Below are 21,871 nucleotides of genomic sequence, written 5' to 3' on the forward strand. Positions count from 1 at the left end.
CCCCCACTTCCGTTCGAGAAACGGGAGCCTCGGGAGGCACCTTCGTTCGAGGAACGGGAGGTCCCCCGACCGCTTTCGTTCGAGGAACGGGAGCCCCACATGCCCAGGAGGTCCGCCATGGCCGTCACCGTGCGACCGGCCACGTCCGACGACGTCGAGCCCCTGCTGCGCGTCAAGGCACAGGCCTGGCGCGAGGCCTACGGCGGGCTGCTGCCCGCCGCGCACCTGGACGCCGTGGACGCGGGCGTGCCGGAGCAGGTCCCGGGGTGGGCCGCGCTGGTCGGCTCGGACCGGGAGCTGTGGGTCGCCGACGACGGCGGCCGGCTGCTCGGCATGGCGCTCGCGGGCCCGCGGCGCAGCCAGGGCGGGGGCCTGCCCGACCTCGAGCTCATGGCGCTCTACGTCCTGGCTGAGGCGTACGGCACGGGCCTGGGTGCGCTCCTGCTGGACGCCGTCGTCGGGAAGCGTCCGGCGGTCCTGCGCGTGCTCGCCGAGAATCCGCGCGCGGTGGCCTTTTACGCGAAGCACGGCTTCGCGCCCGAGGGTGGGCCCGAGCCCATGACCGGGCCGTGGGCGGGCTTGCACGAGCAGTTGATGGTGCGTCGTGGCTGAGCGGCGGACTCGCTCCGGGCGGGCGTCGGGCTCCCGTTCCTCGAACGGAAGCGGTCGGGGGACCTCCCGTTCCCCGAACGAAGGCGCCTCTGGAGGCTCCCGTTTCCCGAACGAAGGCGTGGGGGCGTGAGCCGGCGGTCGGGTCGGTCGTCGGGTCGGTCGTCGGCGGCGTCCTCGTCGTCGCGGGGGTCGGCCGCCCGGCGCGGCCGGGCCGCGGAGCCGGAGGGGATCGTCCCCGGCGTCCACGCGATCACCCACGGCACCGCCGAGATCCGCGAGGACGCCTTCGAGCCGGGCGCGTTCATCCTCTACGTCAACGGCGTCGAGTCCTCGCCGCTGGACCCCGAGCGCCCCGAGCGCATGGCCTTCGAGTACATGCGCTGGGCCGCCGCGGCCGTCCGGGCGCACTGGCCGGAGCCCACGCCCCTGCGGGCCCTGCACCTGGGCGGCGCGGGCTGCGCGCTCGCCCGCTGGGTGGACCACGCGTACCCGGGCTCCCACCAGACCGCGGTGGAGATCGACGCCGGCCTGGCCGCCCTCGCGCGTGAGCGCTTCGGCCTGCCCCGCGCCCCGGCCCTGCGCATCCGCGTGGCCGACGCCGCCGAGGTCCTGGCCACGGCCCACCCGGCCAGCCGCGACCTGATCATCCGCGACGTCTTCGCCCCGGACCCCACGGACCTGACGGGCGCCCGCCACATCACCCCGCCGGGCCTCACCGGCCTGGACGCGGCCCGCGCCGCCGCGCGGGTCCTCGCCCCCGGCGGGCTGTACGTGCTCAACGTGGGCGGCGGGCCGGACCTGACGTCGGTGCGGGCGGACGTGGCCGCCGTCGTCGCCGCGTTCGAGCACGTCGAGGTGATCGCGGATCCGCCCATGCTCAAGGGGCGGCGCCGCGGCAACGTCATCGTGGCGGCCTCGGACGCCCCCGTGGCCCGCCCCTTGAGCAGCCCGGCTCCGACCCCCGCGACCGCCTGGCCCGTGCCCTGCGCATGGACGCCTTCCCGGCCCGGCTCGCGGAGGATCCACGCGGCTTCCCCGCGGGCGTCGCGCCCGGGATCACGGGACTCGTCCCGGGCCCCGAGGCGTAGACTGGAGGCACTCGGCCGGGTCCGCCCGGGGCCCGTCGAGTCCGACTCGAGGAGGTCGCCATGTCCGCCCAGACCCAGCCCGCCGCCACCCGCCGTGAGGACGCACCGCTCGGCGTCCTGGTGGGTGTGGACGGCTCCGACCAGTCCGTCTCCGCCGCCCGCTGGGCCCAGCGCGAGGCCGGCCTGCGCGGCGAGCCGCTGACCCTCGTCACCGCCTACTCGATCCCCGCGTACTGGGGTTACGGCGCGGACGCCGGCGGCGCCGTCCTGGACGACTCCCGTCTCCGCGAGGGCGTGCAGGCCCTCCTGGAGGAGGTCGCCGGCAAGCTCGACGCCGACGGGGTGCGTCCGGAGCTGCGTGTGGAGATCGGGGACGCGGCCGGCGTCCTCGTGGAGCTCTCCGCCGAGGCCTCCCTGCTCGTCTCGGGCGCGCGCGGCCGCGGCGGCTTCATGGGCCGCCTGCTCGGCTCGGTGGCCGCCGCGCTGCCCGGCCACGCGCACTGCCCGGTCGCCATCATCCCCGCCGGGGTCGAGGCCAGCCGCGCGGGGGACAGGACCGCCGTCGTGGTGGGCGTCGACGGTTCCGAGCAGGGCCGTGCCGCCGCTCTCGAGGCCGCTGAGGAGGCCCGCCTCCGCCAGGCCCCGCTGAAGCTCGTGTGCGCCGTCCCGCCCCTGGGCGCGAATGCCGCGTGGCTGGCGGTCAGCCTGGACGAGGAGGCCCGCGAGCGGGAGCTGCGGGAGCGTCTCGAGGCCGGCGCCGCGTGGATCAGCTCCGAGTTCCCCGGCCTCGAGGTCCTCACCGAGCTCGTGGACGGCACCCCCGTGGACGTGATGGTGGACCAGAGCGCCACCGCCTGCCTCACCGTGGTGGGCACGCGCGGTCTGGGCGGCTTCGCCGGTGCGATCGTCGGCTCCACGAGCCGCGGCGTCGCGGACCACGCGAAGGGCCCGGTGCTCGTCGTCCCGTTCCGCGAGGACGTCCGCCTCGGCCGCCGCGCCTCGTTCGGCCCGGTCCAGGACCAGCCGGAGTCCTGACCGGCGCTCAGCCCCAGCCGAGCTCGTGGAGGCGCTCCTCGGAGATGCCGAAGAAATGCCCCACCTCGTGCATGACGGTGACGGTGATCTCGTCCTCGAGCTCGGCGCGGGAGGTGCAGTGGCGGGTGAGCGGGCCGCGGAACACCACGATCCGGTCCGGCATCTGCCACGCGAACTCGGCGCGCTCGGTCAGCGGCACGCCCTCGTAGAGGCCGAACAGCTCGGTGGCCGGGTCCTCCCAGCGCTGCGGCTCGTACTCGTCCTCCACCACCACGACGACGTTCGTCAGCAGCCGTGCCAGCTCGTCCGGGATGCGGGTGAGGGCCGCGGAGACGGCGTCGTCGAACTCCTGCTCGCTCATCCACGTGGCGGCGGGCTGCTCGGGCGACGGGCGGTGGTCCACGGCGGCTCCTGGGGGTGCGGGGCTCCGCGGTGCGGAGGGCGGCCGGCCGGCGGCCGGACTTGCCGGAGGGTGTGCGGCCACCATAGACTCCCAGGGTCCACCTCGGGAATCTCGACATCGGACCTGCCCCTATCGTCTAGAGGCCTAGGACACCGCCCTTTCACGGCGGCGACACGGGTTCGAATCCCGTTGGGGGTACGCAGAACGGCCGCCCTCGGCGGCCGGAACGGCACGTAGAGCGTGGATTTGCACGACGCTCGGAGGCTCTGCTAGAGTTTCCACTCGTTGCGAAAGCGGCGAGAACAACAGAACATGGCCCTGTAGCGCAGTTGGTTAGCGCGCCGCCCTGTCACGGCGGAGGTCGCGGGTTCAAGTCCCGTCAGGGTCGCTCGGATCGTCCGATCACCGGCATTCGGAAACGGAGTCCGGTGACGCATGGTCCTGGTGACGAAGGTCGCCGGGCTCTGTAGCTCAGTTGGTAGAGCGTACGACTGAAAATCGTAAGGTCACCGGATCGACGCCGGTCGGAGCCACCACTTCGAGAAGGCCCCCCGCAGACGCGGGGGGCCTTCGTCGTCCGGGGCGACGGGCCGCTGACAGGCGGCGACGCGGTGGGCACACTGGGTCGATGCCCGATTCCCCCTCCCCCCGCGCGACCGGCGGCGAGACCGCGCTGGTGGTGATCGACGTCCAGCACAGCTACTTCGAGCATCCCGCGCTGGCCGCCCATCAGGCCGAGCTGACGGCGGCGGTCGTGGAACTGCTCCGGACCGCGCACGAGGCCGGCCGTCCCGTCTTCCTGGTGCGGACCGAGCACGCGCGGGACCGCTCCACGTGGACGTTGAACATGCTGGCCGACGGCGAGGGCTTCGCCTTCCCGGGCACCCGGCAGGCCGCTCTGCTCGACGGGGTCGCGGCGGCCGCCCCGGACGCCGTCGAGGTCGTGAAGACCCGGGACTCCGCCTTCCACGGCACCGGACTGGCGGCCGAGCTGCGGGGCCGCGGGGTGGATCGGCTCCTGCTGTGCGGCGTCTCCACCCACAGCTGCATCGCCGAGACCGCCACGGCCGCGTTCGCCCTCGACTTCCACGCCGCGATCGCGACGGACGCGATCGCCTCCGAAGAGCCGGCGCTGGCCGCCGCGATGCTCGACTTCCTCCGCGCCGAGATGCGTCAGCCGCTCCTCGGGCAGGACGAGGCGCTCACCCTCCTGCGCACCGGCCTCGTCCCCGACCGGGGCTGAGGGGCGGTCACAGGATCTCGACGTCGCCCTCGTCCGCACGCGTGCGGACGAGGGCGTCCTCCTCGATGTGCATGGCGGCGGACTCCGCATTGCGAAGGGAGTCCGGGGCACGTCCCTCCCCGGCCCAGTGCTGCGGGTCGTCCGAGCCGCCGCGCACGGGCTGGCCGTCGCGGCCGTCCTCCGGCTCGGGGTCGCCGGCGGCGTTGGGATCGGCGAGCAGGTCCGTCTCGAGCTCTCGTTCGTCCTCGCGGTCCTCGAAGGGGACGTCGGTCATGGTGCGGTCCTTCCTCTCGCGGGCGGGCCCATCCGGCGCCGCCGTCGTCGTGGTGCCCCACACCCTAGTGAGGCCGCCCACGCCTCACCAGGGGACGCCCGCGCCGGGGCCGTGGGTGCGGTCACCCCACCGGGTGAGACCGTCCACTCGGCCGCGTCTCAGGCAGGGAGCCGGCGTGCGGGACCACGTAAGGTCGGGAGGATGAGCGATCCGACACCGCCCTCGACCGAGCCCATGATCCCCGAGCAACCCGGGAACCATCCGTCCTCGGCGACCGCCCCCGACGCCGGCGTCGCCCCTGCCACCTCCGCCGCGGCCGCCCGCGACCGCGTCCTGCTGCCGTGGGTGTTCTGGCCCTCCGCGGTCATCGTGCTCTCCTTCGTGGGGGCCACGCTGCTCGCCCCCGACCAGATGACCGTGGGCATCGGCCTGGTCCAGCAGGCCATCATCACGAACTTCTCGTGGTGGTACGCGCTCGTCGCTCTGTTCTTCGTGCTGTTCTGCGGCTACCTCGCGTTCTCCCGCAAGGGCGGGATCACGCTGGGCAAGCCCGATGAGAAGCCCGAGTTCTCCACGCTGTCCTGGTTCTCCCTGCTCTTCGCGGCGGGCATGGGCATCGGCCTCGTGTTCTTCGGCATGACCGAGCCGCTCATGCACTTCACCGATCCGCGGCCCGACGTGGCGGCCGCCAACCCCACCCAGGCGGAGGCCGCCCAGTCGGCGCTGGCCACCACGTTCCTGCACTGGGGCCTGCAGCCCTGGGCGATCTACGCGGTGGTGGGCGTGGCGGTCGCGCTGGCCATCCACCGGCGCGGCCGTCCCCTCGCGCTGCGCTGGGCCTTCGAGCCGCTGATCGGCGAGCGCCGCGTGCGCGGCGGCTGGGGCCACCTGATCGACAACATCGCCCTCATCGGCACCGTCTTCGGCGTGGCCACCTCGCTGGGCCTCGGGGTCACCCAGATGTCCGCGGGCCTGCGCGCGCTGGGCATCGTGCCCGAGGACAGCCCCTGGCTCGAGTACGCCATGATCGGCGCGGTCACCTGCGTGGTGCTCTACACCGTGGTCTCCGGCGTGGAGCGCGGCATGAAGTGGCTGTCCAACACCAACCTGATCCTGGCCGCCGGCCTGCTGCTGTTCATCGCGATCGTGGGACCCACCGCGTTCCTGTTCAAGGAGATGGTGCAGTCCCTCGGCTCCTACATGCAGTACTTCTTCGCGAACTCGCTCAACGTCTCCGCGTTCTACGGCGCCGAGGGCGACGCGTGGCAGGCCGGCTGGAGCGCGTACTACTGGGGCTGGTGGATGTCCTGGACGCCGTTCGTCGGCATCTTCATCGCCCGCATCTCGCGCGGTCGCACCGTGCGCGAGTTCATCGCCGGCGTGCTGCTGGTGCCCACCCTGGTCTGCGTGGTCTGGTTCGGCATCCTGGGCGGCACCGCGATCTTCCTCGAGACCACCCGCCCGGCCGGGTACACCTCCGTGGTGGGCGCGGACGGCGCCATCGACTCGAACACCGCGCTCTTCCAGGTGCTCGAGCAGCTGCCCGCGGGCATGATGCTCGTGGTCGGCGCCATCATCCTCTCGGGCATCTTCTTCATCACCTCCGCCGACTCGGGCTCGCTGGTGATGGGCATGCTCGCCACCGGCGGCGACGTGAACCCGAAGGCCACGGTGAAGATCTTCTTCGCCATCGCCACCTCGCTCATGGCCGCGGCCCTGCTGGCCGCCGGCGGCCTGTCCGCGATCCAGGTCCTGGCCATCACCATCGGCCTGCCGTTCTCCGTGCTGATGCTGCTGATCTGCCTGGCCACGTTCCGCTCGCTCGGCTACTCCGTGGCGCGGGTGGAGGCGGTGCGCCGTCAGGCCATGCTGGCCTCCATCAAGGACCGCCTGGGCCTCGAGTCCGACGACGACGAGGTGGTCGACGCCGGCCCCGTGGCGGCCTCGCAGTGGTGGGCCTCGCTCAGCCGGGACCACCAGCAGCGGATCGCCGATGCGGCCGCCGGCGTCCCGGCCTCGGAGGGGTCCCGCCGCACCCGGCTGCGCCGCCACGAGCACTGACGTCCGCCCCCGGGCGCCCTCCCGGCCCCAACGAGAACGGCCCCTGTCCCGCGCGGGACAGGGGCCGTCGTCGTCGTGGGGGTCAGTCCTCGTGGGACTGGCGGGTGCGGACCACCGGCAGGGTGCCGGTGCGGCTGTGGGCCGCGGCCGACGTGCGGGTGCCCGTGACGAACCAGGCGAGGGTCAGGACCGCGACCCACACGAGACCGATGATGAGCGCCTGGCGCGAATCCGGGATGGTAGCCATGGTGATCACCACGGTGGCCACGAACGCCAGGCCCAGGTAGGTGCCGACGTTGCCCAGCGGCATGGGGAAGGGGGACGGCTCCGCGCCCTGCTCCGCGACGCGCCTGCGCATGGCGCGGTGGGACAGGAAGATCATGGCCCAGGTCAGCACCACGGCGAACGAGGCGACGCCGGCCACCAGGCTGAAGGCGTTCGGGTCCACGGTGATCAGCACCGCGCCGAGCACCATCACGCCCAGCATCACGGCCACGGACAGCCACGGCACGCCGCCGCGGTTGGTGTGGGTGAAGGCCCGGGGCGCCTGGCCGTCGTGGGCCATCGCGTAGAGCAGGCGACCGGACGCGTAGATGCAGGCGTTGATCGCGGAGACGGCGGCCGTGAGCACCACGAAGTTCAGCAGGTGCGGGGCGAAGGGGACGCCGAGGCCCTCGAAGATCTGCACGAACGGGCTGGCCTTGCCGTCCACCTGGTTCCAGGGGACGAGGGCCATGATGACCGCCATCGTCAGCACGTAGAACAACAGGATGCGGATCGGCACCGTGTTGATGGCCTTGGGCAGCACCTTCTCCGGGTTCTTGGCCTCGCCCGCGGCCACGCCGAGGGTCTCGACGCCGCCGAAGGAGAACGTCACGATGGTGAGCGCGGTCAGCACGCCCAGGATGCCGTGCGGCAGGAATCCGCCGTGGTCCACGAGGTTCGCCAGGCTCGCCTGGGTGCCGTCCGCGGTGGAGGCGCCGGTGAAGAGCAGGATCACACCGCCGAAGATCATCGCCACGATGGCCCCGACCTTCACGAGCGTCAGCCAGAACTCGGCCTCACCGAAGTTGCCGACGTGCGTGAAGTTGATCAGGCCGACCACGAGGATCGTGGCCGCGACCCAGGCCCAGGCCGGGACCCCCGGGAACCAGAACGCCATGTACGTGGTGATGGCGGCGGTGTCCGCGATGATCACGACGGCCAGCTCGAAGACGAAGGTCCAGCCGGTCACGTAGCCGGCGAAGGGGCCGAGATAACGGGAGGCATAGGCGGCGAAGGAGCCGGAGACGGGCTCACGGAGCGTCATCTCGCCGAGGGCGCGCATCACGAGGAACACGGCGGCGCCGGCGACGAGGAAGGACAGGATCACGCCCGGCCCGGCGGCCTGGATGCCGCCGGCCGAGCCGTAGAAGAGGCCGGTGCCCACCGCCGTGCCCAGGGCGATGAACATGATGTGCCGCTGGCTCAGGCCGCGGTGCAGCTGCCCGCGGTCCGTGGTGGCCGCGTCGGGCTCGGCGACGCGGGAGCCGGAGGGGGAGGTGCTCACGTGAAGTCTCCGCTCGAAGGGGGTGGATCAGGACACGCCATGGTGACTCGTGACACAGCGTTCATGCCACTTTGTCCGGTGTGATGCGAGTCATCGTGGACGTTACGTCGAGTTCATCCGACCGTGCCGGATGATGTGGCCTCGGCCACCGCTGATTCCTCGCGGAAGATCTGTGGCGCCCCGGCGGGTCCCGGGGCGTGCCCGGCTCAGTCCATGAGCAGCCACGCGGCGGCGTCGTGCGCGAGCTGCCCGTCCTGCACGGCCTCTGCCTCCTCGAGGGAGAACAGGGCCCGGGAATGGCCCGCGGGCAGGTCGACGGGATCGGTCGACAGGTTCGCCATCACGAGCACGGTGCGCGCCGGGATCGGCTCGCCCGAGCCCAGGTGCCGGCCACCGCCCGAGGTGACCGTGAACGCCAGCACCCCGCGTGCGGGGTCGTGGTGCTCGGACCACGCGAACGTGCCCGTGCCCAGGTCGAGCTCGCCGCGGATCTGCAGCAGACGCCGGTACAGCTCGAACACGGAGCCCTCGACGCCGACCTGCCGGTCCGCCGCCAGCGCTCGGAAGGACGCGGGCTGGGGCAGCCACGGCGCGGCGACGCCCTCGGCGGCGGACGCGGGGCCGTCGCCGTCCGCGGGGGTCGAGAAGCCGTAGGACGGCTCGTCGGCGGCCCACGGCAGAGGGATGCGGCAGCCGTCGCGGCCGGGCTCCGTGCCGTCCGTGCGGAAGAAGTACGGGTCCTGGCGATGCTCGGCGGCGAGGGTGGTGTGCTCGGGCAGGCCCAGCTCGTCGCCCTGGTAGATGTACGCGGAGCCGGGCAGGCCCAGCTCCACCATCGCGGCGGCGCGGGCCCGACGGCGGCCGACCGCCTCGTCCGGCTGCTCGTCCTCGGCCGTGATGCCGGCGGGGTAGGAGCTCGGGTCCGCGAGGCCGTAGCGGGAGGCGTGGCGCACCGTGTCGTGGTTCGAGAGCACCCAGGTGTTCGGGGCGCCGACGCGGCCGGCCTGCTCGAAGGACCGGTCGATCGCGTGCGTCAGCGACGTGGCGTCCCAGCCGGCCATGAGGTAGGTGAAGTTGAAGGTCTGGTGCATCTCGCCGGGGCGGACGTACCGGAACATGCGCGAGAGCGGGGCCACCCACGCCTCGGCCACCATCATCGGCTCGTGGTCGTAGGAGTCCAGGACCCGCCGCCAGTCCCGGTAGACCTCGTGGACGCGGTCCTGGTCCATGAACGGGGTGAGCGGCTCGAAGGTGTCCGGGTCGAACGTGGGGTCGGCGTCCTCGCCCGCGTCCGTGACCATGCCCATGCGGGAGTGCTCGGCGTCCGGGTAGCCGGGCTGCTTGATGAGCCCGTGGGCCACGTCCACCCGGAAGCCGTCCACGCCGCGGTCCAGCCAGAACCGCAGGATGGAGCGGAACTCCTCGCGCACCTCCTCGTTCTCCCAGTTCAGGTCCGGCTGCGTGGTGTCGAACAGGTGCAGGTACCACTGGCCCGGGGTGCCGTCCGCCTCGGTCACGCGGGTCCAGGCCCCGCCGCCGAACGTGGACTCCCAGTTGTTGGGGGGCAGCTCGCCGTGCTCGCCGCGGCCCTCGGCGAAGTGGTAGCGGGCGCGCTCGGGGGAGCCGGGGCCGGCGGCCAGGGCGGCCTGGAACCACGCGTGCTCGGACGAGGTGTGGTTCGGCACGAGGTCCACGACCACGCGGATGCCGGCCTCGTGCGCGGCGGCGATCATCTCGTCCGCGTCCGCGAGCGTGCCGAACCGCGGGTCCACGGCGCGGTAGTCCGCGACGTCGTAGCCGGCGTCGTGCTGCGGGGAGAGGTAGAAGGGCGAGAGCCAGATCGCGTCCACGCCGAGCTGGGCCAGGTAGTCGAGGCGCGAGGTCACGCCGCGCAGGTCGCCCATGCCGTCCCCGTCCGCGTCCGCGAAGGAGCGCGGGTACACCTGGTAGATCACGGCGTCCACCCACCACGGGGTGACGGGCCGGTTCCGGGCTTCCGAGGGCGGGGTGCTCAGGCGCTGCGTGGTCATGGGATCCACCCTAGGCCCGACGCCGGGGCGCGCGCCCCGCGTGGGCGGCGTCGGCGGCGTGGTGTGCGTCTCGAGCACCCGGGTCGGCCCCACCCCGGTGCGCCGGCGGCCGGCTCAGGTCAGCCTGGCCAGCATCCCGACGGCGGCCCAGCGCCGGTTCAGTCGTTCCTGTGCGACGCCGGCGGTCGCCTCGTCGCCCTCCTCGAGCGCGTCGATGAGCGTCCACAGGTCGAAGACGGAGTCGTCCGGCCACACATGCCGCGTGAGGCCGCCGTAGTCCAACTCCACCCACGAGTCGGGGTGGAACGCGCCGAGCCACTCCACCATCACCGTGAGCTCACCGATCAGCTCCGCATCCGGGGCGTGCCGCGCGAGCACCGCCGCCGCGTGCCCGGCCCGCTCCCGGGCGGCCACGATCGGCGCGCGCCGGTACGCCGTGCGCTCGCCGTCCACGAGGCGCTGCACGGCCTCCTCGGGGTCGAACACCGTGAGCCAGCCGTGCGGCACACCCCACGTGGCGGTGCGCGTCTGCACGCGGTGGTGGTCCGACGCGCCGTCCTCGCCGTGCGGGTCCTCGCCCGCCGCGTCCGGGTCGGGGGAGAGGCCCCACTCCTCCTCGAGCGCCACGAGTGCGCGGCCGCGGTTCATGGCCCGCGCCGCCGGCGGGATGGCGGCCTCGTGCAGCCGCGGCAGCATCGTCTCCTCGAGCATGGCCGCGGCCATCTCGGCGCGCAGGCCCCGCTCGTCCGGGCAGTAGAAGGCGGAGCGGTGCTCGTCCTGGAGGACCCGCACCAGGTCGTCCTCACCGGGTTCCGGGAACGGGTCGGCCACGGGCCGGGCCAGGCGACGCCGGGCCCGTTCGGCCGCCTCGGCCTCGACCTCGGCACGGGTGCGGTGGCCGCCGGCGATCAGCCGCGCCTGGACCGCGTCCGGGAACGCGGCCAGCGGTTGGAAGACGCGCAGGTGCGCGGTGCCGCGCGCGACACCCGGGGGCGGGCCGCCGTCGTCGTGGGTCATCGCGGGCTCGTCCGTGGTTCAGCCCAGCTCGACGACCACGGGCGCGTGGTCCGAGGCGCCCTTGCCCTTGCGCTCCTCGCGGTCGATCCAGGCGTCCGTGACCGTCCGTGCGAGGGCGGGGGAGCACAGCTGGAAGTCGATGCGCATGCCCTTCTTCTTGGGGAAGGCCAGGCCCGTGTAGTCCCAGTACGTGTACACGCCGGGGCCGGGGTGGCGCGGGCGCACCACGTCCACCAGCCCGGCGTCCTCGAACGCGTGGAACGCCGCGCGCTCGGCCGGGGAGACGTGCGTGTAGCCCTCGCGCTGGAACAGCTCGATGTCCCACACGTCCTCGTCCTGCGGAGCGATGTTCCAGTCGCCGGCCAGGGCGAGCCGGGTGTCCGGGTCCTCGGCGAGGCGAGCGGCCGCGTGCTCCTGGAGCACGCGCAGCCACTCGAGCTTGTAGCCCATGTGCTCGTTCTCCAGGCCGCGCCCGTTGGGCACGTAGAGGCTCCACAGGCGGACCGGGGCGACGCCGTCGGCCGCCTCGGCGCCCACGGTCGCCCCGATGGCGCGGGACTCCTCCTGCGGGTCCACGCCGCCCTTGCCGAAGTGCGGCTGGCCGGGGAAGCCGCGCTGCACGTCGCTCAGGCCGACGCGGGAGGCGATGGCCACGCCGTTCCACTGCGAGGTGCCGTTGTGGACCACCTCGTAGCCGGCGCGCTCGAAGAGCTCCCACGGGAAGTTCTCGTCCCGGCACTTGGTCTCCTGGATGGCCAGGACGTCGATGTCATGGCGCTCGAGGAAGGCCTCGACGCGGTCGGCGCGGGCACGGAGGGAGTTGACGTTCCAGGTGGCGATCTTCACCCGGCCAGGCTATCGAAGGGCGCGGACACCGTGGGATCGGCGCCTCAGCGCCACCAGTCGTCGTGGATCGTCACCGGCGTGGTGCGCTTGTGGCGGCTGCGGAGCCAGATGCCCTCGAGCTTCTCCGCGACCTCGGTCGGGACGTCCTTGCCCTCGAGGTAGTCGTCGATGTCCTCGTACGTCATCCCGAGTTCGGCCTCGTCCGTCTGGCCCGGCGTGCCGTCCAGCAGGTCCGCGGTGGGCACCTTGTTCCACAGGGGCTCGGGGGCTCCGAGTTCGCGGCCCAGCGCCCGCACCTGCCGCTTGTTCAGGCCGGCCAGCGGCAGGACGTCCGCGCCGCCGTCGCCGAACTTCGTGTAGAACCCGGTGACGGCCTCGGCCGCGTGGTCCGTGCCGATCACCAGCTGCCCGTGGGCGCCGGCCACCGCGTACTGGGCCGTCATGCGGATGCGGGCCTTCACGTTGCCCTGGTTGTAGTCCGAGATCGGCTCCCCCACGGCCTCAGCGAAGGCGGCGGCCAGACCCTGCACGGCCTCCGCGATGTTCAGGGTGACGTCCTGATCCGCACCCACGAAGTCCATGGCCGCCCGGGCATCCGCCTCGTCGTGCTGCACCTTGTAGGGCAGGCGCACGGCGGTGAACCGGGGGTTCTCGCGGGAGGGCACGACGTCGGCGCCCACCCCCGCCTCACCCGGCGGAGTGGTGTCGGGGCCGCCCAGGGCGACGGCGTCCGTGACGCCGAGCTGGGCGCGGCGACGCTCGACGGCGAGCTGGGCCAGCCGGCCGCCCACGGTGGAGTCCACGCCGCCGGAGATGCCCAGGACGAAGCCGGACGCGCCCGTGGCCGCGAGGTAGTCGGCGAGGAAGGCCACGCGCCGTTCGACTTCGGCCGCGGGGTCGATCTCAGGGAGGACGCACTGCTCGGCGATGATCCGCTGCTGGAGTTCACGCATGCCGGTCAGCGTAGGACCGGCGCCGCGCACGGGGACAGGGGCGACCGGCGACGGCGGCTCACGCGTCCGGGTGCCCCAGGTTGCGGGCGATGCGGCGCAGGACGCGGACGGCGTCGTCGATCTGGTCCCGCGGGACGTCCGCCGTCGCCTCGGCACGCAGGGCCTCGACCGCCTCGCCGACGCGGGCGCCCGCGGTGCGGCCCGTGGCGGTGAGGGTGTAGAGGTCGCCCTCGACCGTCACCCAGTGGGACTCGACCAGCTCCTCGATCTGACCGGACACCGCGCCGCGCTGCTCCTCCTCGAAGCCGGCCTCGAGCTCGGCACGGGACTGCGGGGCCACCGTGAGGGTGTTCAGCAGCTGCCACTGGGCGCGGGTCAGGCCGTGCTCCTCGAGGCTCTCGGCCACGCGCGCCGCGATCAGGCCCTCGGTGAGGGTGAGCCAGTGCGCCAGGGGCAGGCCGGAGGGGTGCTGGACGGCGGTGTCATCGTGCGGAATCTCGCTCATAACCCGAGCCTAGCCAGGCCGGGACGGAAGCGGCAGGGGTGGCCGGGCCCGCACTAGCATGGGCGGCATGACCGACGCGCAGACCCCCACCGTCCCCACGCCCGAGCAGGACCGCGAGCGGCTCAAGCAGCTCATCCAGGAGCTGGCCGTGGTGCACGGCCGGGTGACCCTGTCCTCCGGCAAGGAGGCGGACTACTACGTGGACCTGCGTCGCGTCACCCTGCACCACGAGGCCGCCCCGCTGATCGGCCGCGTGATGCTGCGCCTGCTCGAGGAGAACGGGATCGGGTTCGACGCCGTGGGCGGTCTCACCATGGGCGCCGACCCCGTGGCCACCGCGATGATGCACCAGGCCGGCGCCGCGGGCCGCGCGCTCGACGCGTTCGTGGTGCGCAAGGCGCAGAAGTCGTACGGCATGGGCCGGCAGGTGGAGGGCCCGAGCGTGGACGGGCGCCGCGTCGTCGTGCTGGAGGACACCTCGACGACGGGCGGCTCCGCGCTGACCGCCGTCGAGGGCGTGCGCAACGCGGGCGGCGACGTCCAGGCCGTGGCTGTGATCGTGGACCGTGCGACCGGCGCCGCCGAGCGCGTGGCCGAGGAGGCGGACGTGCCGTACCTGTACGCGTTCGGCAAGGACGAGCTCGGCCTCGACTGAGCCTCGGACTGCCCCGCGCGCCGCCCGCCTAGAGCCAGTCCGCGCGCTTGAACAGCACGAACAGCGTGAGGGCCACCGCCAGCATGAGTCCCAGGGCGAACGGATAGCCGAACGTCCAGTGCAGCTCGGGCATGCCGTCGAAGTTCATGCCGTAGACCGAGCCCACCAGCTGCGGCGCGAAGATGATCGCCGCCCAGGACGAGATCTGCTTGACCTGCTCGTTCTGGGCGATCGACTGCTCGGACAGCCGCTTCGACGCCAGCGTCGAGTCCAGCTCGAGGGCGCTGTGGAGCATCTGGCGCATGGTCGTCACGCGCTCGTTGATCTGGACGGTGTGGTCGTGGACGTCACGCAGGCGGCGCAGGTTCTCCACCTCGAGGCGCGCCTGATCGCTGAGCTCCTCGTCCTCCCAGGCGTGGGCGTCGTCGCGCCGGGGCAGGCCGTCGGCGTCGAGGCGGCGGGTGTCCTCGTGCAGGCGGGTGCGCACCTCCTCCTGGAGCTGTTCCACGATGGACGGCAGCGCGCGGATGGCGTGCTGGAAGTTCAGCACCTCGCGGGAGAGCTGGTAGATGCGCCGGGAGACGTGCCCGTCGCCGGCGAAGACCTGGCCCTCGATCTCCTCGATGTCCTGTTCGAGGCCGTCGGCCACGGGGAAGTAGTCGTCCACGACCCGGTCCAGGATCTCCAGGGTGACCTGCCACGGCCCCATCGCGAGGCGCTCGCGGCCCTCCGTCTCCAGGGACCGTCGCACGGCGGCCAGGTCCGGCTCCTCCGCGTGACGCACCGTCACCACGTAGTGCTCACCGGTGAAGACGCTCAGCTCGCCGAACTCCACGGTCTCGGTGCGGTCGACGTAGCGGGCCGGGTGCAGGACCATGAACGAGTCCTCGCCGTAGCGGTCCAGCTTGGCGCGCTCGCCTCCGGCGAGGGCGTCCTCGACGGCGAGCGGGTGCAGGCGCAGCTCCTCCGCGACCGCTTGGAGCTCGGCCACGTCCGGGCGGTACAGGCCCAGCCAGGCCATGCCTCCGGTGCGCTCGCACTCCTCCCAGGTGTCCTCGAGGGTGGAGGGGGCGTGGACGCGCCGCCCGTCCACGTACACGGCGTTGTCGATCATGCTCACCCGGACATTCTCCCCGACGGCGGTCCCCGGCGGATTCCAGGATGCGCGCGCTACGGTGGCGCCATGAAGACTCCGCGCCATGCCCCGCCCGTCGTCCGCGACGGCAAGACCCTGCTCCCCGCCCACGCCGTCTCCACGGCCCCGGTCACCGCATTCGGTCTGATCGGCGGCTACCTGACCGCCCGTGAGACCGGCATCCGGCCGATCGGCGGTGTCGTGCTGGCCGCCGCCGGCCTGTATGCCGGCCGGACGTGGTTGGCCACGCGTGGGCCGGCCGTCGCCGGGGGCCTGGCCGCCCTGTACCTCGGCGGCTTCGGCGCCTCCCACCCGCTGGCCAAGAAGATCGGTGCGTGGCCGGCGGTGCTCTCCGTGGCCGCGGTGTCCGCCGGGGCCGCGTGGGCCGCCGTCGACCGGTCCGAGGCCGGCCGCTGAGCGAGCCCGCGCCGGCCGAGGACGGCGCCGCGCCCCGCGAGGTCGGCGTCGGCCCGTGGCTCGGCCCGTGGCCGGAGGACCCGCGCTACGACCCGGAGCTGCTCGCGCACGGCGACCGCCGCAACGTGCTCGACCACTACCGCTACTGGAGCCTCGAGGCGATCGTCGCGGACCTCGACGCGCGGCGCCACCCGTTCCACGTGGCCATCGAGAACTGGCAGCACGACCTGAACATCGGCACCGTCGTACGCACCGCCAACGCGTTCAACGCCGCCGGGGTGCACATCATCGGGCGGCGCCGCTGGAACCGGCGCGGCGCCATGGTCACCGACCGCTACCTGCACGTGCGCCACCACGAGACGGTGGCGGCGTTCACGGAGTGGGCGGCGGGGGAGGGGCTGCCCGTGCTCGGCGTGGACCTGTTCCCCGAGTCGGTGCCGGTGGAGACCTTCGACTTCCCGCGCGCCTGCGTGCTCGTCTTCGGGCAGGAGGGGCCGGGACTCTCGGCGGAGGTGCGGGCGGCGTCGAGCGCGGTGCTGTCCATCGCGCAGTACGGCTCCACCCGCTCGATCAACGCGGGCGTGGCCGCCGGCATCGCGATGCACGCGTGGATTCGGCAGCACGCGGCCGTCCCCTGAGTCCGGCGCGAGCCAGACGATTCCGCGCTGAAAGGAGCCTCTGGACCGCAGATTCGTCTGGCTCGCCGCGCAGAACGGCGCAGGACCGCGCAGGACCGCGCCGACGACGTGCGGCGTGACGGCCTCAGCCCGCGAAGGGCCGGGCCGGCAGGCCCGTCACCCCCGGGCGGACGGCGAACAGGGCCCCGGCCAACGGGTCCTCGCCGCGCTCCATGTTCTCCCAGGAGGTGGTGATGTAGAGGGTGCCGAGGTCGTCGCCGCCGAAGGTGCAGGCCGTGGTCTTCTGCACGGGCACCTCGACCACCTCGTCGAGCGTCCCCTCGGGCGTGTACCGGTGGATCTGCCCGTGGCTGAACACGGCCACCCAGACCCCGCCCTCGGCGTCCACGGTGAGTCCGTCCGGCTTGCCCTCCCCGTCGAGCACGTCCACGAGCACGCGGCGGTTCGTCAGGCCCTCCTCGCGGGAGTAGTCGAACACGGCCACCTGCCGTGTGGGGGTGTCGTTGTAGTAGGCCCGTGTGCCGTCCGGGCTCCACTCGAGGCCGTTGGACGTCGTCGCGCCGGTCAGCACGACGTCCACCTCGCCGGCGCCGCCGTCGGGTCCGGGGGCGAGCCGGTAGAGGTTCGCGGCGCCGGGGGTCTTGGCGTACGCCATGGTGCCGCAGTAGAACCGGCCGTCCGGGTCGCAGCCGCCCTCGTTCATGCGGATCCCGGCGTCCGCGCCCCACAGCTCGGGCAGCGTCGTCAGCTCGCCCTCGGGCGAGATCAGGGCGAAGCCCCGCTCCACCGCGACGACGGCGCCGCCCCCGGCACGCGGGCGCAGCGCGGCGGCCACGTCGCCGACGTGCGTGCGGTCCACCGTCCCGTCGGCGCGCAGGGACAGGACGTCCCCGGCGAGCATGTCCACCCAGCGCAGGCCGCCGCCGGCGGTCACGCCCTCGGCGGCGGCGCCCCAGGAGGCGGCCCAGACGGGGCCCTCGCCGTGGTAGGCGATGGGATCGGTGACCTGCTCGGCGCGCATGACTGCTCCTTCGGTGGGCGGGACGGTCCTGGCCCCGACGCTAGCCGAGGCTCAGAACCACCCGCACGAGTCGGCGGTCCAGCGGTCGGCGAGGGTCGCGTCCAGGAACGCCCCCATCCGCGGCAGGGAGGCCACGTGGCCGCCCACGTGGGTCGGGGTGAGGAGCGGGTCGAAGCGCACCCGCGCGCCCTCCGCGCACCAGCGGCGGCCCAGGTCGCGGCCGGCGCGGTACGGGATGACGTCGTCCGTGACGGAGTGCGCGATCATCACCGGCACATCGGGACGGCGGCCCTGCGCGCCGATCCGCTGCTCGGCGAGGATCCCGGCCAGCTCGGCGTCGGAGCGGACGAGCTCAGGGAAGTCCTGCCCCGTGTGGGTCAGCGTGGCGGAGTCGAGGTGCGCGTAGGCGAGGCTGCCTGCCAGGCAGGTCTCGGCCGCGCCGTCGAGGGCCGTCAGGCCGGTCTCGTTGAGGTGCGTGGCCGGGTCCACGTCGTACGCGGCGAGCTGCCCGGCCATCGCGTAGAGCAGGAAGGCCGCGTAGAGACCGCCGTCGATCCGGCCCGCGACCTGCACGAGGTCGGCCGGCGGGGCGCCCGCGTAGGCGCCCTTGAGGTCCAGCTCCGGGGCGTAGTCGGGCGCGAGCTCGGCCGCGGCCGCGGCCGCCCCGCCGCCCTGCGAGTAGCCCGCGAGCGCGACCGGCGCGGTCGCGGTGACGCCCGACCCCGCCACCTGGGCGGCCGCGCGCACCGCGTCGAGGACGGCGTGCGCCTGGGCCTCCCGGACCATGTAGGTGTGCGTGCCCGGGGTGCCCAGGCCCTCGTAGTCGGTGACCACCACGGCGTGGCCGCGGCTCAGCAGGGACGTGATCCCGACGCCCTCGTACTGCACGCCGGTGGAGAGGGTGCGGGAGGGGGCGCAGCGGTCCGCCGCGCCCTGGGTGCCCACCGCGTAGCCGATCACGGGGCGCTCGCCGGCGCCCGTCCACGGGGCGGTGGGGGTCAGCACGGTGCCGGTCACGGCGATGGGTCGGCCCTGGGCGTCCTGCGAGGCGTACATGATGCGCGTGGCGTGCGCCGGCACCTGCACCAGTCGCACCGGGTCCAGGTAGAAGGCGGTGGGCTCGGTGCGGATCAGGGCGCCGGGGGTCGAGGGCAGGGTGGTGGGCGGCAGGTAGAAGGGGTCGTCGGCCGAGGCGGCCGCCAGGGCGTCCCGGGCCGCGTTCCAGCGGGCGTCCTCGGCCGTCGTGGCCGGCTGCGAGAGGTCCTCGACGGCGGAGCTCACCTCCGGCGCGTCGGGGGCCGGGGCGGACTCCTGGGCCAGGGCCGCGTGCGGCGCGCCGAACCCGGCGACGACGGCCACGGCGGCGGCCAGGGCGAGGGGGCGGGAGGGGCGCGGGAGGGGCGGCGTACGGGGGCCATGGTGGTCTCCGGTCTCTGGGATGCAGATGTGACGCAGCTCACCCTAGGCCAGCGACGGGGCCGTGCCCAGGTTGGCGTCGCCGTCGGGCCCGGGGCCCTGGGGCGGGTCCGGCCGCGCGGATAGGATGAGCCCGAGGGTGTCGCGCCCGCCGCGCTCCCCCGCCTGCCTGAGTCGACGACGCCTAGGAGCTGCAGCATGCCCATCGCATCCCCGGAGAAGTACGCCGAGATGATCGACGCCGCCAAGAACGGCGCCTTCGCCTACCCGGCGATCAACGTCACCAGCTCCCAGACCCTGAACGCCGCCATCCGCGGCTTCGCCGAGGCCGGCTCGGACGGCATCATCCAGGTCTCCACCGGCGGTGCCGCCTACTTCTCCGGCTCCTCCGTGAAGGACATGGTCGCCGGCTCGCTGGCGTTCGCCGCGTTCGCGCGCGAGGTCGCCAAGAAGCACTCCGTGAACATCGCCCTGCACACGGACCACTGCCCCCAGGACAAGCTCGAGGACTTCGTCCTGCCCCTGCTGGACGCCTCCGAGGCCGAGGTGAAGGCCGGGCGCGACCCGATCTTCAACTCCCACATGTGGGACGGCTCCGCCGAGACCCTCGAGGAGAACCTGCGGATCGGCCGCGAGCTGCTCGCCCGCACCCACGCCAACAAGCAGATCCTCGAGGTGGAGATCGGCGTCGTGGGCGGCGAGGAGGACGGCGTGGCCCACGAGATCAACGAGAAGCTCTACACCACCGTGGCGGACGGCATCGCCACGGTGGAGGCACTCGGCCTCGGCGAGAACGGTCGCTACCTCACCGCGCTGACCTTCGGCAACGTGCACGGTGTCTACAAGCCAGGCAACGTGAAGCTGCGCCCGGAGATCCTGCAGGAGATCCAGCAGGCCGTGGGTGAGAAGTTCGGCAGGGAGCGCCCGTTCGACCTCGTGTTCCACGGCGGCTCCGGCTCCGCCGCCCAGGAGATCGCCGACTCGGTGGAGTACGGCGTCGTGAAGATGAACGTGGACACGGACACCCAGTACGCGTTCACCCGCCCCGTGGCCGGGCACATGTTCGAGAACTACGACGGCGTCCTGAAGGTCGACGGCGAGGTCGGCGACAAGAAGCAGTACGACCCCCGCGTGTGGGGCGCCAAGGCCGAGGAGGCCATGGCCGCCCGCGTGGTCCAGGCCTGCACCGAGCTGAACTCGGCCGGCAAGAGCATCGGCTGACCCCGCCGTCCGCCGCACCGGCCCGCACCCTCGCGTGAGGGTGCGGGCCGGCGTCGTCCTCAGCCCTCCCGCTCCTCCTGGGCCTGGAGGAACTCGAAGACCTCGCGCTCGTCCACACCGGGGAAGGTCTGCGTGGGCATGGCCGCCAGCAGATGCGCGTGCATGCGGGCCGCGGGCCACACGTGCCCGCCCCACGCGGCCTCGAGCTCGGGGTCGGGGCGGCGGCAGCAGCGCGGATCCGGGCACGTGGAGGTGACCCGGTGGCGGGTGTCCGCGCCGCGGAAGTACCGGGCATGCTCGAACGGGGTGCCCACGGAGAGGGCGAACAGTCCGTCGGGGCCGTTCTCGATCATCGAGGTGCACCAGAACGTCCCGTTGGGCGAGTCCGTGTACTGGGCGTGGGCGCGGAACCGGTCGTTGCGGGAGAACGCCTGCCGTGCGCCCCACTTCCGGCACGCCTGCTGGCCCTCGATCGCACCGGTGTGGTCGGCGGGGAACACGATCCCGTCATTCTCGTAGGCCTTGTGGATCACCCCGGTCTCGTGGACCTTCTGGAAGTGGCAGCGGATGCCCAGGTCCACGGTGGCCAGGTTGGTGAACCGGTGCGCGGCGGCCTCATAGGAGACGCCGAACGCGTCCTTCAGGTCGTCCACGGACAGGTCCCGGCGCTTCTGGGCGGCCCGCAGCAGCGACGACGCCGCCCGCTGCGGCATGAGCAGCGCGCCCGCCAGGTAGTTCACCGCCACACGCTGGGCGAGGAAGTCCTCGTAGTCCCGCGGCTCGCCGTGGCCCAGGACGGCGGCGGCGAGGGCCTGGAGCACCACCGTGCGGCGGTCGTGGTCCGACGAGCGGGAGCCGCTGATGTGGATGCGCCCGTGCTTGAGGTCCGTGACGGAGCGCGTGGAGTGCGGCAGGTCCGGGACGAAGCGCAGGGTGAAGCCGAGGTGCTCGGCCAGCTCCGAGACCGCGTGCAGGCCCAGCGGCCCGCCCGTGTGGCCGATCGCGTCGAGCAGCCGATGCGCCTCGGCCTCGAGGTCGGGGTAGTGATTGTCCACCGCGCGCATCCGGGCGCGCAGCTGGGCGTTGGCGCGGCGCGCCTCCTCGGGGGTGGCGGCCTGCTCCTCCAGGCGACGGCGCAGCTCGGCCTCCAGCCCCGCGATCACCTCGAGGACCTCGGTGGGGGTGCGGGGCCCGATGCGCAGCGGCGGCAGGCCGAGGGAGGCGTAGTGCTCCGAGCGCGCGAACCGTTCGACCTCGATCTCCAGTTCGGCCCGCCGGGTGGGGGCCCGGCCGGTGAGCAGGTCCTCGACCGGCACGCCCAGGACCTCCGCGATCCGCTGGACCAGCGAGAGCCGCGGCTCGCGGCGGGCGTTCTCCACGAGGGACAGGTGGGAGCCGCTCACTCCCGTGCGCTCCGCGAGCTGGTCCAGGGTGAGGCCGGCCTGCTTGCGCAGGTGCCGGACGCGGCGGCCCAGCGCGACGGTGTCCACGGTCGCGCTGTCCTCGGGAAGCGGGCGGGTCATCATGCGCGGAACTGTAGACGGAACCGGGGAGGAGATCACGTGTGACGGAAAGAAAGTCACATTCTTGACAAGCGGGGGGCCGTTGTCGTGACCCAGACCACACCGGGGCGCAAGGACCGTCACGTTCTGACCCAGTGGCAGGAACAGCCGGAGTTTCCACCGATTTTGTGCTCCAGAGGGCCTTGCCCGGGGCCAAGGTGGATGTCAACGGCAGCGACGGACACGTCGC

21 protein-coding genes and 3 tRNA genes are annotated in these 21,871 nt (G+C 73.3%); 12 read left to right on the forward strand and 12 right to left on the reverse strand.

Going from position 1 to position 21,871, the window contains the following annotated elements; all coding sequences use genetic code 11:
* Positions 1-117: 117 nt before the first annotated feature.
* The 3 genes from J1M37_RS05000 (at position 118) to J1M37_RS05010 (ending at position 2,735) form a co-directional block, all read left to right on the forward strand.
* Positions 118-612 (forward strand): GNAT family N-acetyltransferase, encoded by a 495-nt coding sequence (locus J1M37_RS05000; protein WP_020625366.1) that lies wholly within the window; start codon positions 118-120, stop codon positions 610-612.
* Positions 613-738: 126 nt separating this feature from the next.
* A complete protein-coding gene (locus J1M37_RS05005; RefSeq protein ID WP_342345114.1) occupies positions 739-1,902 on the forward strand; it encodes a spermidine synthase in 1,164 nt (387 codons plus the stop codon).
* Positions 1,821-2,735, forward strand: coding sequence for a universal stress protein (locus J1M37_RS05010; RefSeq protein ID WP_342345117.1), 915 nt, complete (start codon positions 1,821-1,823; stop codon positions 2,733-2,735). The genes J1M37_RS05005 and J1M37_RS05010 overlap by 82 nt, the downstream gene beginning before the upstream one ends.
* A 7-nt stretch (positions 2,736-2,742) precedes the next feature.
* Here the strand turns inward: J1M37_RS05010 and J1M37_RS05015 are convergent, their stop codons facing one another.
* Positions 2,743-3,138, reverse strand: a complete 396-nt coding sequence (locus J1M37_RS05015; RefSeq protein ID WP_002856128.1) for a metallopeptidase family protein — start codon at positions 3,136-3,138, stop codon at positions 2,743-2,745.
* 125 nt (positions 3,139-3,263) lie between these two features.
* Here J1M37_RS05015 and J1M37_RS05020 point away from each other — a divergent pair.
* From J1M37_RS05020 to J1M37_RS05035, 4 genes are all read left to right on the forward strand, one after another.
* Positions 3,264-3,336: transfer RNA gene (locus tag J1M37_RS05020), tRNA-Glu, on the forward strand.
* Positions 3,337-3,452: 116 nt separating this feature from the next.
* Positions 3,453-3,526, forward strand: a tRNA-Asp gene (locus tag J1M37_RS05025).
* A gap of 72 nt (positions 3,527-3,598) precedes the next feature.
* A tRNA-Phe gene (locus J1M37_RS05030) sits at positions 3,599-3,674 on the forward strand.
* 92 nt (positions 3,675-3,766) lie between these two features.
* Positions 3,767-4,381, forward strand: a complete 615-nt coding sequence (locus J1M37_RS05035; RefSeq protein WP_115165509.1) for a cysteine hydrolase family protein — start codon at positions 3,767-3,769, stop codon at positions 4,379-4,381.
* Between the two features lie 7 nt (positions 4,382-4,388).
* On the opposite strand, the gene J1M37_RS05040 is transcribed toward J1M37_RS05035, so the two are convergent.
* Positions 4,389-4,655, reverse strand: coding sequence for a hypothetical protein (locus tag J1M37_RS05040; protein WP_206452220.1), 267 nt, complete (start codon positions 4,653-4,655; stop codon positions 4,389-4,391).
* A gap of 201 nt (positions 4,656-4,856) precedes the next feature.
* Between J1M37_RS05040 and J1M37_RS05045 the strand changes: the two genes are divergently transcribed.
* Positions 4,857-6,716, forward strand: a complete 1,860-nt coding sequence (locus J1M37_RS05045) for a BCCT family transporter (RefSeq protein WP_206452221.1) — start codon at positions 4,857-4,859, stop codon at positions 6,714-6,716.
* 82 nt (positions 6,717-6,798) lie between these two features.
* Here the strand turns inward: J1M37_RS05045 and J1M37_RS05050 are convergent, their stop codons facing one another.
* From J1M37_RS05050 to J1M37_RS05075, 6 genes are all read right to left on the reverse strand, one after another.
* Positions 6,799-8,265, reverse strand: coding sequence for an amino acid permease (locus tag J1M37_RS05050; protein ID WP_206452222.1), 1,467 nt, complete (start codon positions 8,263-8,265; stop codon positions 6,799-6,801).
* A 206-nt stretch (positions 8,266-8,471) separates the two neighbouring features.
* A complete protein-coding gene (locus J1M37_RS05055) occupies positions 8,472-10,295 on the reverse strand; it encodes a glycoside hydrolase family 13 protein (protein WP_206452223.1) in 1,824 nt (607 codons plus the stop codon).
* 114 nt (positions 10,296-10,409) lie between these two features.
* A complete protein-coding gene (locus J1M37_RS05060) occupies positions 10,410-11,312 on the reverse strand; it encodes a hypothetical protein (protein WP_206452224.1) in 903 nt (300 codons plus the stop codon).
* An 18-nt stretch (positions 11,313-11,330) separates the two neighbouring features.
* Positions 11,331-12,158, reverse strand: coding sequence for an exodeoxyribonuclease III (locus tag J1M37_RS05065; protein ID WP_036340253.1), 828 nt, complete (start codon positions 12,156-12,158; stop codon positions 11,331-11,333).
* A 44-nt stretch (positions 12,159-12,202) separates the two neighbouring features.
* Positions 12,203-13,111: an ammonia-dependent NAD(+) synthetase gene (nadE, locus tag J1M37_RS05070; RefSeq protein ID WP_036340250.1), complete on the reverse strand. Its 909-nt coding sequence runs from the start codon at positions 13,109-13,111 to the stop codon at positions 12,203-12,205.
* A gap of 58 nt (positions 13,112-13,169) precedes the next feature.
* Entirely contained in the window at positions 13,170-13,616 is a 447-nt protein-coding gene (locus tag J1M37_RS05075; protein WP_010079606.1) for a MarR family winged helix-turn-helix transcriptional regulator, read from the reverse strand.
* 58 nt (positions 13,617-13,674) lie between these two features.
* Here J1M37_RS05075 and pyrE point away from each other — a divergent pair, with 58 nt between their 5' ends.
* Positions 13,675-14,271 (forward strand): orotate phosphoribosyltransferase, encoded by a 597-nt coding sequence (gene pyrE, locus J1M37_RS05080; protein ID WP_145950568.1) that lies wholly within the window; start codon positions 13,675-13,677, stop codon positions 14,269-14,271.
* 28 nt (positions 14,272-14,299) lie between these two features.
* On the opposite strand, the gene J1M37_RS05085 is transcribed toward pyrE, so the two are convergent.
* Positions 14,300-15,385, reverse strand: coding sequence for a magnesium and cobalt transport protein CorA (locus J1M37_RS05085; protein ID WP_145950594.1), 1,086 nt, complete (start codon positions 15,383-15,385; stop codon positions 14,300-14,302).
* Between the two features lie 69 nt (positions 15,386-15,454).
* Here J1M37_RS05085 and J1M37_RS05090 point away from each other — a divergent pair, with 69 nt between their 5' ends.
* Positions 15,455-15,823: a hypothetical protein gene (locus J1M37_RS05090; RefSeq protein ID WP_145950567.1), complete on the forward strand. Its 369-nt coding sequence runs from the start codon at positions 15,455-15,457 to the stop codon at positions 15,821-15,823.
* On the forward strand, positions 15,787-16,461 hold the full coding sequence (locus J1M37_RS05095) for a TrmH family RNA methyltransferase (protein ID WP_101967673.1): 675 nt from the start codon (positions 15,787-15,789) through the stop codon (positions 16,459-16,461). The genes J1M37_RS05090 and J1M37_RS05095 overlap by 37 nt, the downstream gene beginning before the upstream one ends.
* Before the next feature lie 124 nt (positions 16,462-16,585).
* On the opposite strand, the gene J1M37_RS05100 is transcribed toward J1M37_RS05095, so the two are convergent.
* Both J1M37_RS05100 and J1M37_RS05105 read right to left on the reverse strand, forming a co-directional pair.
* Positions 16,586-17,482: an SMP-30/gluconolactonase/LRE family protein gene (locus tag J1M37_RS05100; RefSeq protein ID WP_036316794.1), complete on the reverse strand. Its 897-nt coding sequence runs from the start codon at positions 17,480-17,482 to the stop codon at positions 16,586-16,588.
* Positions 17,483-17,533: 51 nt separating this feature from the next.
* On the reverse strand, positions 17,534-18,841 hold the full coding sequence (locus J1M37_RS05105; RefSeq protein ID WP_342345115.1) for a lipase family protein: 1,308 nt from the start codon (positions 18,839-18,841) through the stop codon (positions 17,534-17,536).
* A 255-nt stretch (positions 18,842-19,096) separates the two neighbouring features.
* On the opposite strand from J1M37_RS05105, the gene fbaA reads away from it, so the two are divergent.
* Positions 19,097-20,119: a class II fructose-bisphosphate aldolase gene (gene fbaA, locus J1M37_RS05110; RefSeq protein ID WP_036341084.1), complete on the forward strand. Its 1,023-nt coding sequence runs from the start codon at positions 19,097-19,099 to the stop codon at positions 20,117-20,119.
* Between the two features lie 59 nt (positions 20,120-20,178).
* Here fbaA and J1M37_RS05115 read toward each other — a convergent pair whose 3' ends face one another.
* The gene (locus J1M37_RS05115; RefSeq protein ID WP_078025969.1) at positions 20,179-21,645 is read right to left on the reverse strand and encodes a helix-turn-helix domain-containing protein; all 1,467 of its coding nucleotides are present in this window, start codon (positions 21,643-21,645) and stop codon (positions 20,179-20,181) included.
* Positions 21,646-21,871 lie beyond the last annotated feature (226 nt).

The organism is Micrococcus sp. KRD012, from assembly GCF_017168555.1.
GTDB lineage: Bacteria > Actinomycetota > Actinomycetes > Actinomycetales > Micrococcaceae > Micrococcus > Micrococcus luteus.

Excerpts from the sequence above, each read along its gene's own strand:
- J1M37_RS05000 (WP_020625366.1), top strand. The coding sequence starts at position 118 with ATGGCCGTCACCGTGCGACCGGCCACGTCCGACGACGTCGAGCCCCTG.
- J1M37_RS05055 (WP_206452223.1), bottom strand. The coding sequence starts at position 10,295 with ATGACCACGCAGCGCCTGAGCACCCCGCCCTCGGAAGCCCGGAACCGG.
- pyrE (WP_145950568.1), top strand. The coding sequence starts at position 13,675 with ATGGGCGGCATGACCGACGCGCAGACCCCCACCGTCCCCACGCCCGAG.
- J1M37_RS05035 (WP_115165509.1), top strand. The coding sequence starts at position 3,767 with ATGCCCGATTCCCCCTCCCCCCGCGCGACCGGCGGCGAGACCGCGCTG.
- J1M37_RS05075 (WP_010079606.1), bottom strand. The coding sequence starts at position 13,616 with ATGAGCGAGATTCCGCACGATGACACCGCCGTCCAGCACCCCTCCGGC.
- J1M37_RS05040 (WP_206452220.1), bottom strand. The coding sequence starts at position 4,655 with ATGACCGACGTCCCCTTCGAGGACCGCGAGGACGAACGAGAGCTCGAG.
- J1M37_RS05090 (WP_145950567.1), top strand. The coding sequence starts at position 15,455 with ATGAAGACTCCGCGCCATGCCCCGCCCGTCGTCCGCGACGGCAAGACC.
- nadE (WP_036340250.1), bottom strand. The coding sequence starts at position 13,111 with ATGCGTGAACTCCAGCAGCGGATCATCGCCGAGCAGTGCGTCCTCCCT.
- J1M37_RS05060 (WP_206452224.1), bottom strand. The coding sequence starts at position 11,312 with ATGACCCACGACGACGGCGGCCCGCCCCCGGGTGTCGCGCGCGGCACC.
- fbaA (WP_036341084.1), top strand. The coding sequence starts at position 19,097 with ATGCCCATCGCATCCCCGGAGAAGTACGCCGAGATGATCGACGCCGCC.
- J1M37_RS05100 (WP_036316794.1), bottom strand. The coding sequence starts at position 17,482 with ATGCGCGCCGAGCAGGTCACCGATCCCATCGCCTACCACGGCGAGGGC.
- J1M37_RS05085 (WP_145950594.1), bottom strand. The coding sequence starts at position 15,385 with ATGATCGACAACGCCGTGTACGTGGACGGGCGGCGCGTCCACGCCCCC.
- J1M37_RS05045 (WP_206452221.1), top strand. The coding sequence starts at position 4,857 with ATGAGCGATCCGACACCGCCCTCGACCGAGCCCATGATCCCCGAGCAA.
- J1M37_RS05115 (WP_078025969.1), bottom strand. The coding sequence starts at position 21,645 with ATGATGACCCGCCCGCTTCCCGAGGACAGCGCGACCGTGGACACCGTC.